Origin of the sequence: Methanosphaera sp. DEW79 (assembly GCF_003266085.1) — an archaeon.
Lineage (GTDB): Archaea > Methanobacteriota > Methanobacteria > Methanobacteriales > Methanobacteriaceae > Methanosphaera > Methanosphaera stadtmanae.
Genome location: NZ_MUZW01000025.1, coordinates 1 through 20,982, shown reverse-complemented (window position 1 = coordinate 20,982; position 20,982 = coordinate 1). Strand labels below are relative to the sequence as shown.

At 26.7% G+C, this 20,982-nt stretch carries 14 protein-coding genes and 1 pseudogene; 13 read left to right on the top strand and 2 right to left on the bottom strand.

Translation table 11 applies throughout. From position 1 onward, the window contains the following. Positions 1-7: 7 nt before the first annotated feature. Positions 8-688 (bottom strand): hypothetical protein, encoded by a 681-nt coding sequence (locus BZ132_RS02405; RefSeq protein WP_011406094.1) that lies wholly within the window; start codon positions 686-688, stop codon positions 8-10. Between the two features lie 338 nt (positions 689-1,026). On the opposite strand from BZ132_RS02405, the gene BZ132_RS02400 reads away from it, so the two are divergent. From BZ132_RS02400 to priS, 13 genes and pseudogenes are all read left to right on the top strand, one after another. Further along, positions 1,027-3,537 (top strand): glycosyltransferase, encoded by a 2,511-nt coding sequence (locus BZ132_RS02400; RefSeq protein WP_286940370.1) that lies wholly within the window; start codon positions 1,027-1,029, stop codon positions 3,535-3,537. Positions 3,538-4,240: 703 nt separating this feature from the next. Next, entirely contained in the window at positions 4,241-8,740 is a 4,500-nt protein-coding gene (locus tag BZ132_RS02395; RefSeq protein ID WP_286940368.1) for a glycosyltransferase, read from the top strand. 85 nt (positions 8,741-8,825) lie between these two features. Continuing rightward, positions 8,826-9,107: a DUF5379 family protein gene (locus BZ132_RS02390; protein ID WP_048059698.1), complete on the top strand. Its 282-nt coding sequence runs from the start codon at positions 8,826-8,828 to the stop codon at positions 9,105-9,107. 65 nt (positions 9,108-9,172) lie between these two features. Further along, positions 9,173-10,597, top strand: coding sequence for an asparagine synthetase B (locus BZ132_RS02385; protein ID WP_011406090.1), 1,425 nt, complete (start codon positions 9,173-9,175; stop codon positions 10,595-10,597). A 113-nt stretch (positions 10,598-10,710) separates the two neighbouring features. Then, the gene (gatC, locus tag BZ132_RS02380) at positions 10,711-10,926 is read left to right on the top strand and encodes an Asp-tRNA(Asn) amidotransferase subunit GatC (RefSeq protein WP_011406089.1); all 216 of its coding nucleotides are present in this window, start codon (positions 10,711-10,713) and stop codon (positions 10,924-10,926) included. Then, the gene (locus BZ132_RS02375; RefSeq protein ID WP_011406088.1) at positions 10,923-11,411 is read left to right on the top strand and encodes an allosteric regulator of homoserine dehydrogenase; all 489 of its coding nucleotides are present in this window, start codon (positions 10,923-10,925) and stop codon (positions 11,409-11,411) included. Before gatC ends, BZ132_RS02375 begins: the two co-directional genes overlap by 4 nt. 14 nt (positions 11,412-11,425) lie before the next feature. Further along, on the top strand, positions 11,426-12,457 hold the full coding sequence (locus tag BZ132_RS02370) for a homoserine dehydrogenase (protein WP_011406087.1): 1,032 nt from the start codon (positions 11,426-11,428) through the stop codon (positions 12,455-12,457). A gap of 113 nt (positions 12,458-12,570) precedes the next feature. Continuing rightward, positions 12,571-13,314, top strand: coding sequence for an NADAR family protein (locus BZ132_RS02365; RefSeq protein ID WP_011406086.1), 744 nt, complete (start codon positions 12,571-12,573; stop codon positions 13,312-13,314). 84 nt (positions 13,315-13,398) lie between these two features. Beyond that, complete coding sequence (locus tag BZ132_RS02360; protein ID WP_286940360.1) at positions 13,399-14,598, top strand: cofactor-independent phosphoglycerate mutase; 1,200 nt, start codon at positions 13,399-13,401, stop codon at positions 14,596-14,598. 175 nt (positions 14,599-14,773) lie between these two features. Next, positions 14,774-15,985 (top strand): restriction endonuclease subunit S, encoded by a 1,212-nt coding sequence (locus BZ132_RS02355; protein WP_286940358.1) that lies wholly within the window; start codon positions 14,774-14,776, stop codon positions 15,983-15,985. Between the two features lie 736 nt (positions 15,986-16,721). Next, positions 16,722-16,985: a hypothetical protein gene (locus BZ132_RS02350; protein ID WP_286940357.1), complete on the top strand. Its 264-nt coding sequence runs from the start codon at positions 16,722-16,724 to the stop codon at positions 16,983-16,985. A 719-nt stretch (positions 16,986-17,704) separates the two neighbouring features. Continuing rightward, positions 17,705-18,100: pseudogene (locus tag BZ132_RS02345) on the top strand (hypothetical protein); the annotation flags it as partial. A gap of 63 nt (positions 18,101-18,163) precedes the next feature. Continuing rightward, complete coding sequence (priS, locus tag BZ132_RS02340; RefSeq protein ID WP_286940355.1) at positions 18,164-19,111, top strand: DNA primase catalytic subunit PriS; 948 nt, start codon at positions 18,164-18,166, stop codon at positions 19,109-19,111. Positions 19,112-19,192: 81 nt separating this feature from the next. On the opposite strand, the gene BZ132_RS02335 is transcribed toward priS, so the two are convergent. Continuing rightward, positions 19,193-20,917: a hypothetical protein gene (locus BZ132_RS02335; protein ID WP_286940352.1), complete on the bottom strand. Its 1,725-nt coding sequence runs from the start codon at positions 20,915-20,917 to the stop codon at positions 19,193-19,195. Between the last annotated feature and the right edge of the window lie 65 nt (positions 20,918-20,982).

Genomic DNA, 20,982 nt, shown 5'->3' with positions numbered 1-20,982 from the left:
ATTTTTCTTATTTTTCTATTTTTTTAATTTCATCTATGTTATCATTCATTATAGTACTAACATCTTTAATTTCTTTAATATTGTTATATGTATTAACGAAGTTAAAGTCTATCTTATTAACAAGTGCAGAGTATTGTTTATTTACTTCATTGAATTTTGAAGCTATATTCTCATTTATTGACTTTATATTTTCACTAATAATAGCATATTTTTTATTTAATTCTGCCATGTCTCTATTTATTCTTAGAAGATTGTTATTTTCTTGGGATAATCTTGCATTTTCTTCAAGTAACATTTCATTCTCTTGTTTAAGTGTTGAAATAGTTTCATTCTTATTTTCATTTAAAAGAGATAATTTTTCAAAGTTACTTTTATACACTGCTTGAGTTTTATCTTTTTGTATATTTTCATTTAATAAAGATTTTTTTTCCTCTTCAAGCCGTACTATATCCTTGTTTAATGATTTATGTTCTTTGATGAGTTTTTCATTCACATCAGTTAGATGTGTGTTATTTCTTAGATCAGTTTCATTTTTCTTAGTTAATAAATCATTTTCTTGTTTAAGTGCCTTTATTGTTTCATTTTTGTTGTTATTTAGTGTAGTTAATTTTTCATAATTATTTTTATAAAAAATATAACTATCACTTAAATTCAACAATTTTTGTTCTATTTTAGATATAAATGACATGTTATCTTATCCCTTTTTTTGTCCCTTAATTAATTAAATCATATCTTAGATTGTTTTTCTAGTATTTAAGAACTAACTTAAAGAATCATGAAATAATTATTTTTTTGATTTATTATATGTGCTACTCTTAATAACTATTTTAGTTTTATTAAAATTAAATAAGTTTCTATAATTATTTAATAAAATAAAAAAATACTTTAATATAATAATCTAAACATAAATATAGATGAATGCTTAGTTTCTAAAAGTTTTATTTTTAAAAGCATCATACAGAAAGATATTAATGGTATGTATTTCTATATTTCAATTAAATAATTAATTAAAGTTGAATATATGAGGTGGTAAAAATAGTTAATAACAATATAGATAACACTGCAGATTATAATAAACTTTTATCTGCAATATATGAAGAATCATACAACAATAACAATAACAGATCAATTAAACAAAGATTAACATCAAAATTATATCCATTATCATTATTTTTAAATCAGAGTCGTTGTGGTGGATTTAAAAACATGTTATTAACTGTTAAAGGTTATAATGCAATGAAAAAAAGTGACTTATTTAATGTAGGTTATTATTTAAATAAGCATGAATCAGTAAGAAAAGATGGAATGGATGTATTATTACACTACATATACTATGGAAGTAAAAAAGGATACAATCCATCACCATTATTTAATTCAGAAGAATATATTAAATTAAATCCCGATTTAAAATCATTAAAAATAAATCCATTAATCCACTATCTATTATATGGAAAAAGTGAAAATAGAAAAATATCCCTTCCACACCATGAAAACATACCTCAATTTGAAAATAAAAATATAACAACGAAACCAAAAAGAAATAAAACTAAAAATAGAAAAATAAAAGGATTGTTTAATAAGCCTTCAAAGGATAAGCTTTCAGGTTGGGCTGCAGAAATTGGAAACAATCATCCAATAAACGTTATAATATCAATAGATAATATAAAATTCACAATAAAACCTTCAAATTACAGGGCAGACTTAAAAAGAAATGGTATTAATGAAGGAAAACATGCATTTAAATTTACAATTCCAATGGATTTTCTTGATGGTATTGAACATGAGATTTTATTAAAAGATACTGATGGATTTATACTAGATAAATTAACATTTAAATGGCAAAAACCTGACTTTGAAAATAAATTTTCAAGATACACATCATATTCTATAACAAATCCAATAGTAGCATTCCCCTTTAATGAATCTGATAAGAAAATCTTTGCAACAATGGAAAATATTGCAAATTATCTTATAAAACAAGTACCTGAAGAAAAACCACTAGTATCTATTATAATGCCTGTATATAATAGGGAAGGCTTAATAACAAATGCTATTAAATCAGTACTAAATCAAACATATAAGAACTTTGAATTAATAATTATTGATGATGGAAGTAGTGATAAAACATGTGAGAATATTTTAAAGATTAAGGATAAAAGAATTAAACTCATACGTAATAAGGAAAATCTGGGAATATCTGCTTCAAGAAATAAGGGACTTAATATAAGTAAAGGTAAATATATCATGTATCTTGATTCTGATAATGATTGGGATAATAGATATATTTCAGCCATGGTAGGTGCTTTTAGAGTAAATAAAGATGCAAGTGCATTGTATTGTGGTCAATATGTATTTGAGGAAAGTAAAACTAATCTTAAATATGTGAGATTTGCACCCCTAAATAAGGGACTTCTTTCTAATAGAAATTATATTGATTTAAATGCCTATGCTCATACAAGAGATGTTTATCTTAAATATGGTGGATTTGATGAATCATTAGTTAAATGTGTTGACTGGGATTTAATACTTAAATATTCCACCTTTGCAAAAACATATTCCGTACCTGTTATATTATCAAATTATTACTTTGATTTAGCTGATAATACTATTACAAGTAATCCTGAATTAAGTTATACAATAAAACAAGTTCATGAAAAACAAGAAAAACGTTTAGAAAAAATTGGTAAAAGAGCTCCTAAACTAACAAGAGGTGTTTCTGTAATAATTCCTAGTTATGAAGCATTGGATGATCTTAAAATATGTCTTGAGAGTTTATTTAAATTAGATTCTAAATATGTTGAAGTGGTGGTTGTTGATAATAATTCATCATATGATGTTAAAAATTATCTAAGAAAACTTAAACTGGAAAATAAGATAAAACTAATCTTAAACCATGAAAATTATGGATTCACATACGCTGTTAATCAGGCAATAGAAATAGCTAAAAAGGATAATGATATTGTTCTTCTAAATAATGATGCAGTATTTACTGAAGGTGCAATGGAATACTTACAAGAAGCTGCATATACTCTGGAAAATTGTGGAATTACAGTTCCACAACAAGTACTTCCTGCCAATACAAAAACAATAGATGTTCATGTTCCCTATGCAAATCCTCAATACATGTGTGATGTGAATTTATCAGCCCATCATAAAAATGTAATTAACCTACCATTATATCATAATGGTATTTATACAGAGGTTTCCTTTGTAGCATTTTTCTGTGTATATATACGACGTGATGTATATGATAAATCATTAGGACTTGATGCTGAAAATGGAAGACATTATAGATCTGATGTGATTTACTCTAATTTCATAAGAAATGTATTAAATTATAAGATTTATCATGTTTCTAATGCTATTGTATATCATAAACTACAAAAAGCAACAACACAACTTCAAGAAAAATCTGATAAACATCATGATTTAATGTTTGTTAAAAATAGATGGAGTTCTTCTGAACGTGAGAAATTCGGTTATAAACAAGCAATATGGGATTTAACAAGGGATGAAATTGAAAGTGGAAAATACTAAATTCATGTATTTTCACTTATTTTTTTAGAATATTTGAAAAAAGACCTATTTTATCATACAACAGAAAAAAAACTATGTTATCATGGATTTTTTTAGTACTATTTTTTTAAAAAAAATACTAAACATTTAAATAATCTAGATAAGAGAGTAAAAATTGTATTAATTTAAGTTAATACTATGAAAAAATAATATTAGCAGCCAAAATAATATTGAACCTTTTTTTAAGGTTATTTAATATTTTTTTATGTTGTTTTTATTTTTTTGTGAATTTTAATTTCTTATGTTTTTTTAGAGAAAGATATAATTGAAGGAACTCCTTCAGTTACTATTTTTCTTTAGTGAAAGAATCTCTTTTTAAAAACTTGTGCTTATTTTATACCTACTTTCTTAAAGTTACTTTTAAATTAATTAAAAGATATATAAATAATATATAAAAAATAGGAATTTTTAATCAATAGGATGTGATACTATAAATAATTCTAAAAATAATAAGACATTTAGCTATGAATCTAATTATAAATTAATTGAACAGTCAAAATATTTCAATGAAACATTCTACAGAAAACATAATCCTAATATAAAAGAGGATGATGATCCTATTGATTATTTCTTAAAAAATGGAAGAAAAGAAGAATATCCTACCAGTAAATATTTTAATCCAAAATGGTACATGGATTTATATAAGGATGTACAACTTTCTAATATGAATCCATTGATTCATTTTTTAAGATTTGGTATTAAGGAAAAAAGATTGTATAGATATGCTAGAATAGATTATGATGATTTAGTAGGACTAGATAATAAAGCACGTATAATGGATTATTATGATGTAATATATGATTCTATAGAATTTGATATTGACTATTATATAAATGAAAATAATATAACTTCATTGAATAATCTTGATCCTATTATTCACTATATTGTATATGGAGTTTACCTAGGATATAATCCAAGTAATATATTTAATACAAGAGAATACATTAAAAATATTCCATATAATAAATTAACAACCAATCCCCTATATCACTACATTAAATATGCAACAACCACAACTACAGAATACTTGAATAAGAAACACATACTTCTAAATGCATACAATAAATACGATGTAAGAAGTTGTAAAAACATACTAAAAACTCTAAAACAAAAGATTTCAATTATAATACCAATATACAATGCATATGATGAAACACGTAATTGTATAGAGAGTGTACTTTTAAATACTCATATTAATTATGAATTAATACTAATTAATGATGCTAGTAGTGATAATAGAATAAAACATCTTCTAGATTCAATGGAGTCAATTGATTTTGTTAAGATAATTCATAACAAGGAAAATCAAGGATTTATAAAAAATGTGAATATGGGTATGAAACTAGCAGAGGGTGATGTTGTACTTCTTAATAGTGATACAATAGTAACACCTAAATGGTTATCACAACTAGTTTTCTCAGCATATTTTAATGATAAAATAGCTACTGTAACACCATTTTCTAATTCATCAGATATCTCCATTGAAAAATTAGGGACAAGTACAGATAGATTGTTTCTTAATTCAAATGCTTATCAACTAAATAAGTTAAGTGATACAACATACATTCAAGCTCCTACAGGTAATGGATTTTGTTTATTTATTAAAAGAAGTGCAATTGATGATTTAGGATACTTTGATGAAATATTTGATAAGGGTTATGGTGAAGAAACTGATTTTACAGCAAGAGCCAGAAAAAATGGATGGATAAATCTTAGAAATCAAACAGTATTTGTATATCATAGAAGACATGCATCATTTACATCTGAAACTGCAAATGAATTAAAAAAGAAAAACAAGAAGATATTATCTAAGAGATATCCTCAAATATATTCTGATTGGGATGAGTTTGTAAAATCTCCAAAGATTATAAATCAACTAAAAGAATGTGATTTACTAATAAAACCATATAAGAAATCACAACGTATATTATATGTTACAACATATAACTCTGATGGTACTTTAGATATTGATGATGTATTTTATGAATTAGCTAGAAATTATGAATGTTACATCTTAGCAATAACATTAAAAGAAGTCTCAATACACTTATATGATGGTATTGGAAATTTTATAACCATAAAAAAATGGTCTACAAAACATATTGATGATGAGGAATATTTCATTAGATTATATTTCAATATGTTTATGAATTATAAGATTGATCTAGTTTACATGAAAAACTTCACAGCACTACATCATCCTAGAACTGTTAATTTAACTTTGTTTATTAAGTTTTTCAAATCCATGGAAGTTAATGTACTAAATGACTGTATATTTCTAGATAAAGAGAAGATAATTGATATGTGTGAGGAGAAATTCAATCCAGATACTTCACTTAATGAATTAATTAATGAAAAATCTAACTATATTAACTTTGATAATAAGAAAGTTGTAGTCTACACTGCTCTTACAGGACATTATGATGATCTTGTGACTCCAGAGGTAGTGGAGGATGACTTTGATTATATCTGTTTTACAGATAATCCTAATTTAAAATCTAATTTCTGGGAAATCAGATATATGGAAGAACTTAATCTTAATGAAGTTCGTAAGGCCAGACGATATAAAATACTTCCACATAAATATTTAGATGAATATGATTATTCTATATGGATAGATACAAACTTCGATATACATGATAGTCTAAAGGATTATGTTAATAAGTATTCAAAAAATCATAAACTTCTTGCAATTGCACATGAACAAAGAGATTGTATCTATGATGAAGCAGAAAAATGTATAGAAATTCAGAAGGACTTACCAGAAATCATTAACAAACAAATGGATAAATATCAAAAAGAAGGCTATCCTAAACATAATGGGCTTGTTGCTAGTGGAATTCTCTTTAGAAATCATCATGATAAGGATGTTATTAAAGTAATGGAAGACTGGTATAGTGAAGTTGTAAATTATAGTTTCAGAGATCAGTTAAGTTTTAACTATGTTTGTTGGAAGAATAACTTCGTGTATGATGAAAGTGACATATTCTACTTTAAAAATGAATATTTTCAAAGATTAGAACATAGTTCTATTGTTAAAATAAATCCAATATACACACAAAAACAAGTAGATAACATAGTTGAGGCTATAACTCAAACAACTACAATAATCATTCCAATATACAATGCATATGACCAGTTGCGAGAATGTATTGAATCTGTAAAAAAATATACTAAAACTCCATATGAATTGTTATTAATAGATGATTGTAGTAGTGATAGGCGTATAGAAAAGTTACTTAAATCACTGGAAGATGAAGAAAATATCACTGTTATTTACAATAAACATAATATGGGATTTGTTAAGAATGTGAATATTGGATTTAGTAAAACAAGTAATGATGTTGTACTACTAAATAGTGATACTATTGTTAGTAATAACTGGCTTGAAAAAATGAAATCTGTAGCATATACAAATTCAAATATTGCAACAGTAACTCCTGTATCAAATAATGCTGGAGCATTTTCAGTACCTACCTTAAATGAGAATAATTCCATTGATGAAAGATTAGGTATTAGTGGAACTGCCAATATTATTGAAAAGAAAAGTGAGAATAAAATCATAACAACACCTACTGGTAATGGTTTTTGTATGTTTATTAAACATGAAGCAATAGATGATGTTGGAGAGTTTGATTTAAGTTATGGTAGAGGTTATTGTGAAGAGAATGATTTTTGTATGCGTTTAATAGAAAATGGGTGGCAAAATGTAATTGATATGTCCACATATATCTTCCATAATCATAATGTTTCATTTGGTGATGAAAAAAATGAATTATTAAAGATAAACAGAGAACATTTAGGACGTAAATTTCCAGAATATAAGGCCAGAATAGATAATTTCATTGAATTAAATGAGTATAAGAAGATACGTGATAATATTAAATTATATCTTGAACATGAAAATAACATTCAATTTAATAGAAAACGTATATTGTATGTGATACATGAGGGTAAAGGTGGTACATTATACACTAGTACTGATTTAATGAAACATATAAGTAAGTATATGGATGTTTACATGTTAACATCAAACTCTAAAGAATTAAAAGTATATAAATACAGTTCATTTGAAGCAAATGATGATGTTAAAGAAGATTATGAGTTTTTATCCCATTTTAAACCATTATATTCATTTGATATTGAAACAGAGTATACTATTAAAACTCCATTCATACCAGAGTTTAATAAGTTCTACTTCAATATTCTAAAAATGTTACATATTGATATTATACATGTTAGACATCTTATAAAACATTCACTTGATATTGTATATACTGCTAAGAAGTTAGGACTTCCAGTTATATTCTCATTCCATGACTTCTACTATGTATGTCCATCACATAATCTTATTGATAATTCTAAAGAGTATTGTGGAGGACACTGTAGTCCTATTGATATGAGTGCTAAAAATAGACAGTGTAGTATTTCAACAAATTATGGTATTCCATTACTTAAGAAATATGTGGGAACATGGAGAGCTGCTATGGGTGACATGTTTAACTACTGTGATACATTTATAACAACATCTCCCTCAGCTGTAGATATATATGGTGAGTTTTATCCAGAAATAAAGGACAACATTAATATTATTGAACATGGACGTGATCTAAAAACACCAGATACTATAAATGTTCCAAAAATAGTTAAAAATAAGCCAATTAAAATAGTAATTCCAGGTAATATTGGACCTAGTAAGGGCGGAGTATTTATTAAAAATCTTAAGAAGTATGATGTTAATAATCGTCTTGAACTACATATTCTAGGTGATGTTGATGGTAGATTAGGCTTAGATGAGGTATGTGTCCTTCATGGAACATATAAAAGAAGTGAATTTTGTAAGTTAGTACATGATATTAATCCACATGCAATGGCAATATTTTCAATATGGCCTGAAACATACTGTCATACACTAAGTGAATCATGGAGTTGTGGATTACCTGTTATTAGTATTGATATTGGTGCTCTAGGTGAGCGAATTCATAGGAATGGTGGAGGATTTTTACTATCAAATAATCCTAAAGAGGCATATGATGAGATTATCAGCATATTTGATGATGAAGAAAGGTATTTGCGTGTTGCAAATGAAGTAAAAGACATTACTTTTAAAACTACTAAGGAAATGGCTGATGAATATATGGATATTTATAAAAAATTTCTATAATAAATAACAAAACTATATTAGATATGATATACATAATTTATAACAATATTAATTTAAGGGAAAAATTTTTAAAATAGTTGATAAAATGGATGAAATAACAATAATGTCTTATGAACATCTTATAGGTGGAGTATTTGCTGGAATAATATCATACTTATTTACTGTGAAAGGTATTTTACCAATAACTAATGAGTTTCTCGGAGTTATAATCTCTGTTGTAATAGTATATGGTCTTGGAAAATATGCTGAAAGTAGATATGGTAGGGAAAAAATATCATTAAGTTCATGGATTTCAAATGGAGTTCTTCTATATTACCTTGTATGGATGACTGTATGGATTTTCTTACTCAACTACGTTGTAATTTAATTATTAAACTATTTAACCACCCAATTCTTTTTTTTAATTAAATATTTTTCTAGGTTTGATTATTTATGTGTTCTATAATTGGTGTTGTTGGAGAAAATGTTAAGTCAGATATAATTAATATGCTACATACACTAAAGCATAGAGGTCCAGATGGATGTGGTGTATATAGTAGGGGTAAAATTTATTTAAATAATGATATTTTAGATTGTGAAGATTCAAGTTTTATAATTGCTCATAATTTATTATCTATTGTTGGTTGTGATGAATTACAACCTTTCATGTCAGAAAATCTTGTTTTAGTATCTAATGCTGAAATATATAATTATAAAGAATTAATAAGTAAATATGATTTTGATTTAAGTAGTAATTCTGATTGTGAAGTTATTTTAAAACTCATTGAACATAATTATCATGATAACTTAAAAGAAGCCATTTTAAAGAGTATTGATTTACTTGATGGAGATTATGCTTTTTGTGTAAGTGATGGAAAAGACTATGTTGTTGTACGTGATAATGTAGGTGTTAAACCATTATACTATGGAAGTAATTGTGATAAATTTGCATTTGCATCAGAACAAAAAGCACTACAAAAAATAGGTATCAATGATATTTATAACCTAAATCCCAGATTCATGATTTATAATGGTGATGTTATACAAATTAGGGATTGTTATAAAAGATGTGATTTTTATAATGATTATGATGTTGCTAAGGAGAAACTTAAAAATGCTATTGTTAGGTCTGTTAGAAAACGTGTGCAAGATTTAGATGAAGTTGCCCTACTTTTTTCTGGTGGAGTGGACAGTACTCTAATTGCATTGATACTTAAAAAATTAGGTATTAAAACTACATTGTATAGTGTGGGAGTTGAAACAAGTCAAGACTTAAAATATGCTAAAAAGATAGCACATGATATAGATATACCACTTACAATTCAAATAATTAACCAGGAGATTATAGAAAAATCTTTTTATCCTACTGTAAATACTATTGAAGATACAAATCTTATGAAAATAGGTGTGGGAATGACAATTAAATTAACATCTCATCTTGCACATATGGATAATCATAAAGTTATATTATCAGGACAAGGAGCAGATGAATTATTTGCAGGATACAACAGATACAAAAAGAAATACACAAACCATGACTTACTTAATGAAGAATTAACACATGATCTTAACAACATCTATGATGTAAATTTAGAAAGAGATGATAAGGCTACTATGAGTAATTCTGTTGAATTAAGAGTTCCATTTCTTGATAAAGATGTGATAGATGTGGCAAGTCACATGCCTATTGATTATCTATTAGATTCATGTGATGATAAAATAAGAAAACATATACTACGTGATGTTGCATATGAATTAGGTCTTTCTAAAGAAGCTGCATATAGACCTAAAAAAGCAGCACAGTATGGAACAGGAATAGATAAAATAATAAAGAAAAAAATTATTAAAAAACAACAATACAATAAGATACTCCAGTAGCTATGAAAAAGTTTTTAATAAATTTCTAAATATATTTAAATTATATTAAACATATTAAATAACATAAAACTGTAATTATATAAAAAAAATTTAAAACTAAGGAGCATTAAATAATGGAAATACAAAAAGAAGCAGAACATATATTAAATAAATTCTCAGAAGTTTTAGAACAAATACCAGATTTAGAAGAAACACGTTATATTGTTGACAACTTAAATAGAACAAGAGAAGATCTTAAAGAAAGTAAAAATCCAGAAAAAATATTACGTAATGCACATGTTGATAAACAGGGAAGTATAGTAGCTGAAAAAGGGAAATGGACAAAATGAGATTAAAATTATTAATAGAATTACCAGATACACCTGGGCAATTAGTTAATATATTACGACCATTATCAGGATTAGGTGCTAATGTATCTACAATAATCCATGAACATGATAATAAAACATCAGATGGAAAAATACCAGTACATTTCACACTTGAAGGTGATCGTAGTATACTTAAAAAGGGTATTGAAATTATACGCGAAGAAAATATAGATATTGTAGAAATTGATGATGTACTGCAAAAAGAAACACAAACTTTCCTATTACTAGGTAATATTTCTACAAATAACATCATGGACACAGTACATAAAATTGATGAATTAGATGATATTAAAATTTCCAGTATAGATTTGAATATTGGAAATGATCTAAAGGAATCTGTATGTAAAGTTGTTCTTGAGACAAGAAATAACAAACGTCTAGAAACAACACGTCGCCTACAAGAAATTGCAGACAATGATAACTTAGTATTAATTAAAGAAATCTAGGAGAGATTATATCAATGACATCAAATAAGATGAGACTATGTGTTCTTGGTTTTGGAGCAGTAGGACAAGGATTAGCTAAAGTTGTTTTAATGAAACATGAAGAATTAATAGAAAAATATGGTATTGACTTGGAAATAACAGCAATAAGTGATAGATCAGGTGCTGCTATTAATCCTAATGGTTTAGATTTACAACAAGCACTAGATACTAAAGAAAAAACTGGAAAAATAAAGGACTATCCAGAATATGGTGTTAGTGGTGTTGATGGTGTGGAAGTTCTTGACAAGGCAGAATATGATTGTTTAGTTGAAGCAACACCAACAAATATTGATGATGGACAACCAACACAAACACATATATTAAAAGCAATGAATGATAAAAAAGATGTTGTTACATCAAATAAAGGACCACTTGCACTTAACTTTAAAACATTAATTGAAACAGCACGTGAAAATAATGTTAAATTTAGATTTGAAGCATCTGTTGGTGGAACTATGCCTGTTATTAACTTAGCAAGAGAATCATTAGCAGGAAATAATATTCATTCAGTACAAGGAATATTAAATGGTACAACAAACTACATATTATCACGCATGGCAAATGAAGGAACAGAATATGAACCAACATTAAAAGAAGCCCAAGAATTAGGAATAGCCGAAACAAATCCATACCAAGATGTTGAAGGATTAGATGCTGCATGTAAAATAGTTATTATTGCAAATTCATTAATGGGTTGGGATGTAACACTAGATGATGTTTCAAGAGAAGGAATTTCTGGAATATCATCCAATGCTGTTAAATTAGCTCTAAAAGATGGTTATTTAATAAAATTAGTTGCTGAAGCAAACGATGGTAAACTTAGAGTTGCTCCAATGCTAGTTAAACAAGGCTCACCATTTGCAGTGAATGGTACTTTAAATGTAATTACTTTAAAAACTGATTTATCTGAAGATGTGACAGTAGTTGGAGTAGGTGCTGGTTCAATAGAAACAGCTTCTGCAATTTTAAGTGATATAATTAGTATAGGAAAAAATAATAACAATTAAATATTATTTTTCTGCTTCTTAACCTTTTTTTAAAGTAAAATCTTTAAAAACTATTTTTTACATATTTTATGTAAAAAACACTTCTTTTAAAAAAATATTTTTTGGTGATAATAATGACAGATGACAAATATATTGCTCCCCCATGGATTAAATACCCTACAGCCCCTGAAAAATCTGATTTCTGGAGAAATGGTAGTGGTGCAGAATATCTTATTAAATTTAATAAAAATATAACAGATAAAGACAAATACTATAAAATCTTTCCAAAAGCCCCAACATTTACACAAGAATTAGAACCTTCAACTTCATTAAGTGAAGATGCACAAGAATTAATTAAAAGTACCCTTAAACCACTCTTTATTAAGTTATGGACAAGGGATGGAAAACCTAAATATAATATTGATTTTAATGAAGATAAAAACTACATTCAAATGTATGATACAATCTATAAGGACACTACACATCACATCCATATTGGTACAAAAACATATGATTCAGCAAAAGAAATCATATCATTAATAGAAAATGACTTAAAAAGTAAATCTCCAGAGCTTTGGAATGAATTAAAATACACATTATATCTTAATGCACTCTACTATAAGATTGTTACAGACATAAACTTTACAAAGGAACTTATAAAAACAAAAGATAGATGTATTGTCTTTAAAAGTGACAATCTAGAATGGGGTGTAACTATTGATGATGGTAAATTAATAGGTCAAAACCTCTTTGGATTTGCAATGATGGAAATAAGAGATGTGTTATGTGATGTTTATGAAAACTATGACCTTATAGACTGGGACTTATCTGGAAGTCCATATAGTAAAGAAAGATGTAGTTGTAATCATGTACACTAAAAAAAAAGTTTAAGTTAACCTAAAAAAATATAATATCTAAATATAATAATATAATATAATAAAAAAAAACATACAAGTGATACAATGAAATACGTAATAGTAATAGCAGATGGTATGGCTGATGAGCCATTAGATGAAATCAATGGTGAAACTCCAGTAGTTCATGCAAATACTCCGAATATGGACTTTATAGCAAGAGAAGGATACACAGGACTTACAAAAAATGTTCCTGATGGAATGACTCCAGGTAGTGATGTTGCAAACACATCAATTATGGGATTTGATCCATCAATGCTCAAAGGAAGAGGACCACTAGAAGCACCAAGTGTTGGAGTAGAACTCAATGATAATGACGTGGCATTCCGTCTTAACTTCATAAATGTAAAAGATGGAGCCATCAATGATTTTACAGCAGATCATATCACAACAGAAGAAGCAGATGAACTTATAAAAGCATTAAATGAACATTTTGGTGATATAGGACAATTCTATACAGGAGTAAGTTACAGAAACTTATTTGTAATTTCAGATATTGCAATGGAAGATTTAAAATCCACACCACCACATGATGTTGTAGGACAACAAACAATCAATAACAACCTAAAACCAGAAAATGAAAAATCAAAACTAATAAACAAATTAATGGAAGATTCAGTTGAAGTTTTAGAAAATCATCCAGTAAACAAAAAAAGAGTAGAAGAAGGAAAACTACCAGCAAACATGATATGGTTATGGGGACAAGGTGCAAAACCAGTAATTGGAAACTTCCCAGAAAAATATGGACTAAAAGGAGCTACAATCACGGGAGTAGACCTATTAAAAGGAATAAGTACATATATTGATTTAGATGTAATAGAAGTTCCTGGAGCAACAGCATACTTCGATACAAACTATCAAAACAAAGTAGACTATGCACTCGAATCACTAAAAACACATGATGTACAATTTATACACATTGAAGCACCAGATGAAGCAGGACATGAAGGAAATCTACCTGAAAAAATAAGAGCAATAGAAAACATTGACAGTATCATACTTGAAAAATTATTAAAAGAACTACCAAATATAGATGAAGATTATACAATAGCCCTACTACCAGACCATCCAACACCAATTAACATAAAAACACATACAATGTCACCAGTACCATTTGCAATATACAGTACAAGTATAAAAACACCAGATGATACACAAATCTTCTCAGAAGACATGAGCCAAGGAAAATACGATACAATAATTGGCCACACACTCCTAAATGAAATGATTAAAATATCTAAAGAATAGATATTGATTCATTTTATCTTTTTTTAAAGAATATTATTCTTTATATTATAATACACATTTAAATCCATTAAAAATTAATTTCTTGTTTTTATTTATGAAACTTTTTATGAAAAAATTAATGACTTAAACTTTTCTTTTAAAACTATTATGATGATTTAAACTATATAGTCAGGAATTGCAATGTAATAAAAACATACCAGAACTACGATTTCCAGAGTTTAAAGAGGAATGGGAGGAAAAAAAATTAAGCCAAATAATTTATAAAGCTAAAGCTGGTGGTACTCCTAAATCAAGTATTAAAGAATATTATAATGGAAATATACCTTTTTTAAGTATTAATGATATGACAAACGAAGGTAAATATATAACCTACACGGAAAAAAGTATTACTGAAAAAGGATTAAAAAACTCATCTGCATGGTTAGTACCTGAAAAATCTTTATTGTATTCCATGTATGCATCAGTTGGTTTTGTATCTATAAATAATATTCCATTAACAACTAGTCAAGCGATATTCAATATCATATTTAAAGAACAGATTAGTTTAGAATTTATGTATTATTATTTAACATTTTACAAACGATATAGTCATAAATACATTGAAACTGGAACACAAGGAAATTTAAATGCAAAACTCATAAAAAATTTTAAAATAAAAATTCCATCAAAAGAAGAACAAGAAAAGATAGCTAACTTCTTAACTTGTATAGATCAAAAAATTAGTTTCATGGAAAAGAAGTATACTATTTTAGAAAACTATTATAAATCTTTAATACATCAAACGTATGCATTTAATCAAAATAAACCAAAAATTACTTTTAGCAATATGAATTGGGAAGAAATATCTTTAAACGATATTTTAGATGAAATAAATATTAAATCAACTGAGAATAACCAATATCCCTTATTATCTTCAACAGTAAACGGAATTTTTCTTCAAGACGAATATTTTGATAGAAATGTAGGAAGTAAAGATAATACCGGTTACAAAATTATATCTAAAAATGAAATAGTATTTAGTCCTCAAAATTTATGGATGGGTAATATTAATGTGAATGATAAATTCGAGAAAGGAATAGTATCTCCATCATATAAAATATTTAAAACAAATAAAAAAGTCAAAATAGGATTTTTAAAACATTTGTTAAAAACAGAAAGAATGATTTATGAATATAAATTATCTTCTGAACAAGGAGCTAGCATAGTCAGAAGAAATTTAAACATGAACCTATTCTTAGATATTAAAATAAAAATCCCGTCAATAGAAGAACAAGAAAAGATAGCACGTTTAATGGAATATATAATGTCACATAGAGATAAAATTAAAAAAGAAATTAATATAGCTAAAGAATTCAAAAAGACTATGTTATCTAAAATGTTCTGTTAAATTTATTGAAAAAATAATTTCATGTATAACAATGAATTATTTATAAAATTTTGTAAGGACAGAAACATTAAAGAAAGTACAAAACAAGGTTATGTATCTACATTACTTAGATACACTAACCTACATAATTGTACTATTGAAGAGTTAATAAAAGAAGCAGAAATAGATGAAAAAAATAGAATACCATTAAAAGAGAGACGGCTAAAAGAAAGATTATTAACTTACAGAACATATCTTTTAGAGTCTGATTTATCTTCAAATACTGTTAAAACTTATTTTTCAAAACTTAAAACATTTTACATACATTATGAAATAGAAATACCTTATCTCCCTGATGTAAAATATAATAAACAATATGTAACTAATTATCTAGATCTTCCAACCAAACAACATATACGAGATGCATTAGATCTTTCACCATTACCAATTAAAGCATTAATTCTTTTTATGTCTAGTAGTGGAACGGCCAAAGCAGAAACATTATCTTTAACAGTAAAAGATTTTATTAAAGCATCACAAGAATATTATAAAAGTACAAGACTAACGAATATACTTAAAGAACTATCTGAAATAGATGATATAGTTCCTACAATCTATCTAAAAAGAATTAATACTGATAAATATTATTACACATTTTGTTCATCAGAAGCAAGCCAATATATAATAAAATATCTTAAAACAAGANGAAAACCTAAAATTAACAGATAAATTATTTCCATTTAATGGATCATACGTAATGAAAAAATTTCAAATAATTAACGACCAGATGGAATGGGGATTCAAAGGAAACTATAGATTTTTCAGAACACATACATTAAGAAAATTCCATGCAAGCAACATACAACTAGTAGCAGAATACATAGATGCTTTACAAGGAAGAAGTAAAAACAGTGTACATGAAACATACATCAAAACAAACCCTGATAAACTCAAAGAGATATATGTTAAAAACATGAAAAATGTGATGATATACAACAAAGAACCAAAAAACAAGAAATAAAAGAAGACATACACATAACAATCAATGTCTTCTTACTAGATTTACCACTATTTTTTGCGTCAAATATGACATTCTATAAAAAACATGGAAATGATAACCCACTTTGTACCGAATTACTATAATAATCCTGCATCCCCGACTAAATTAACTATGACTACAGAACTATACAGAATATTAAAATTATCATTTCTAATTATAACATATATGTAATACCAAGAAAGTAAAGGAAAAAACTAAACACTATTAATTAAATCCAAATTATACACTATAAAAAGACTCATAAAACACTAGTAAATACACATCAAAACATGTATAAAATCCAATAATAAATTTTTAAAAAATACAATACAACAAAAAATCACATAAAAACGTGCAGATACAATAAAAGATATCATATCTCCATCCAAATATTTTTTATAAAAATCATAGGATATGAATAACTTGATAAGATAATTAAAAAGAAGTAAAATAATAAATAAAATTTTTATAAAAAAGATAACAAGCATGTAATACAAAGTTCTGAACAACATGATTGTACTACAATTACCTACTAAGTACTATTAGCAGCAGGTGGCTTATATTCACTTATAATAGTAGTTGTAGTGTTATTATCATAGTTATATGTAGTTATATTACGATTAACCGCATGTTTTGATGTGTCAATGTAAACATAATGAATATATCCACTATTATTTTCACCATAACGGGCATTTCCACCATGCGTAAAAAAAGCACTAAACGGAATAAAAAGCGGAGGAAGAAACTACACTATAAGCCTATTCCTAACTCCATTCTTATCTTATGCAAGACTATATCCAGGAGTATACGCTCGTCACATAAAGAATGCTAAAGTAGCAGATATGGATCCAACACTAAACATAACCCTGGAAGAAATAATACCACTAATACACAAAGCAGCACAAAACTGCACACCACCACTATTCAAGGACCAACCACAAGAAAAACATAACATACACAGTAAACTAGGATTCGGGGAAGGAAAAATAAGCCTTGAAAACAGTGGAAAAACTCCATGGTACACACCAACAACTGCAAAAACATACAAAACAACCACCCAGAACTATGCACACCATGCACAGACTGCAAGAAAATAGGAAACCCACTATCATACTACAACCGCAAACGCAAACTACTAACAAGACAAGGAGGAAAACAGGATGACAACACTACGACCAGCAACAAAGGATGAAATACGACAATACTACCACGAAGAATACAATGCAAAAGAAATACCAAAATACATCACCAAAAACCTACACCAAAGAGAATTTGCATTCGACAGAGTAGGACGAGGACCAAGAGACAGATACAACAAATTCAATCAACTACGATACTTAGAGCGAACAATAAAAGCAAAAATGCCCTATGCAGCATACTCATCAGTAGCACTATATGACACACCAGAAAAAAGAGAAGGATGGAACGGAGCAGAATTCGTAATTGATGTAGATGCTAAAGACAATCCTATACGAACCTGTAACTGTAAACAGGGAGAAGTATGTGATCACTGCTTATCTGAGGCCAAAGAAATAATACTACACATCAGTGACAACATACGAGAACTAGGATTTCATGACATACACTATGTATATAGTGGTAGAGGATACCACCTACGAGTACAAGACCCTGAACTATTAACAGCAGATGCTACTCAAAGAACAGAACTAGTAAACTATCTTATAGCAGCAGAAGTACCAGACCTGCAGGAAGGCCTGCAGTACTTCACAATACCATTCGGATACCCACAAATATACACAAACTGGTTCAAATACACAATAAACCACCTACAAAAAAAGAAGATGTATTCTGGACTAAACAAACAACTAAAAAATGACATAATAAAAAGAAAAGAACTAGTAAATCAAGGTCAATGGGGAATAGTAAGAGGAGAAATAAGACCCACCAGATACGATAAACTACTAGCAAAAATATCAAACATCCACAAAGGACTATGCGACACAAAAGTAAGCATAGACACCAAACGAATACTACGATTACCCAGCACATTGCACTATAAGGTAAGTATGAAAGGTACTGCAATAAAAAATATTGAAAACTTTGATCCATTTGATGATGCTGTACCAGAATTTATTGAAAAAAGATAATTGCTATTGGATTGTTATTGGGATATGTATAGTTAATGATTAAAGAAGTAAGAAGAAATTGTGGGGAGATTATTTTAAAGATTAAATGATATCTAATGATTCAAACCCTTGTTCATCAGTTCTATTCCAAATTACTAATTCTTTATTAGTATTTTTAAAATAATATTCTTTTAATTCTTTTACTAAATTATTATTTAAATCAAATCCTGTTCTGATTTTAATTCCATTTTCTTTTAAATATGTTTTTAATTCTGAAATTATTCTGTTTTCATAAAGGATTAATGGTTGTTTAACAATGGTTATATGCTCATTTATCCATTTTTTGATAATTTTGTTGGTTAATGTTTTATTTGAGTATATTTTTAATCCAATAATGTATTTTTCATCATTTATATCCTTAATTTCTATTTCAGAATATTTATTTTTTAAAACAGAATAAATAATCTCGTTAAAACTTGATTCAGTAATTAAATATTTTTTAAAATCATTAGGATAATTTGAGTACATTAAATCAGTTGTCACAGAAATATTATTTTTTAGTAATTCCTTATTAAGTTTAGACATTAAAACTTCCATTAATATTTTATCATCTGAATTAGTTGAATAGTCAGTATAATCATTTATCCAAGAAGAAATTATATGTCGTTGAGGTAAATTCAACATTGAAAACTTATAACCTATGATAAAATCATCCATTATTAAAAGTTCATCTTTAGAAAACTCGGAATGAAAATTATTAAAGGATGATAAAAATATATTTTTTACAGTTGACTCAGATATGTTTAAACTTAAATTATCTTTTATTTCCTTTGTCACCATGTTAATATCAATAGTATCTTCGAGATGGTTTGTAAATTGTATATTATTTAAAATCCACTCATAAATAATGTTATTGTTATTATATTGAGTATCAGGTAGTTCTGTTTTAATTTTATTTATTGTTCTTTTTTCGGTTTGTTCTTTAATTTTGATGTTTGGATAACTAGTTCTGTTTTTTTGCACATTAATTGTTTGATCGTTAATGAATGGATATATTTTCTTAAGCGATTTACCAATAAGTTGTGAAAATGTTCTTACGTTTATAACTTTATAATTTTTGTCTTTAACTTCAATATATTCCTCGTAATTTCTAATAAATTCCCATCCTTCTTTTTCAAATAATATTTTGATTTTATCTAATATTTCTTCGTTTGATGAAGAATAACCCTTTGATTTTATAGTATTTTCTTTTAACCAAGTAGTTATAATTGATAAAAATTTATTATTAGTATTTTCTGTTGTAAGGACTTGTTTTATATTTGATAATTTAATTTTAGGATACTGTTTTACTCCATATTCATCTTCTAATATTAATTCTTCATTGTAGTTTGTTTTAGTGTGTTTATTATACCATAAGGAAATATATTCGGTTAGATTGTTTTGTAAAAGAAATTCATCAAATTTTTTATTATTTTTATGGAAATAATGTCTCAATTTGTTAATAATTTGAACATCTTCCACGTAATCTTTAACGTAATGACTTGTTTTAAAATTATTAGATAACCAATTAATTACTTCAGATTTCAATTCTTGTTCATTAAGTATTTTATATTCAATTATATTTGTATAAGGACTTTTATTGTCATTGATTTTATTAATCTCTTTATTTCCATGTAGGAAGTATTTAATTTCTTCTTCATCTAATTTTTTAAAATATTTATCATATGGTTCTTTATTTGAATCTTTTTTGTCATATACTTCTTCTATTAAATTTCCAGTAGTTTTTTTGTTGTTTAAGTTATTTTTTTCAATGTTATTTATAATCATTTCCTGATTTNTCAATTAATGCAGATAACTTATCTTTTATTATTTCGATATCTTTTGAGTTAATA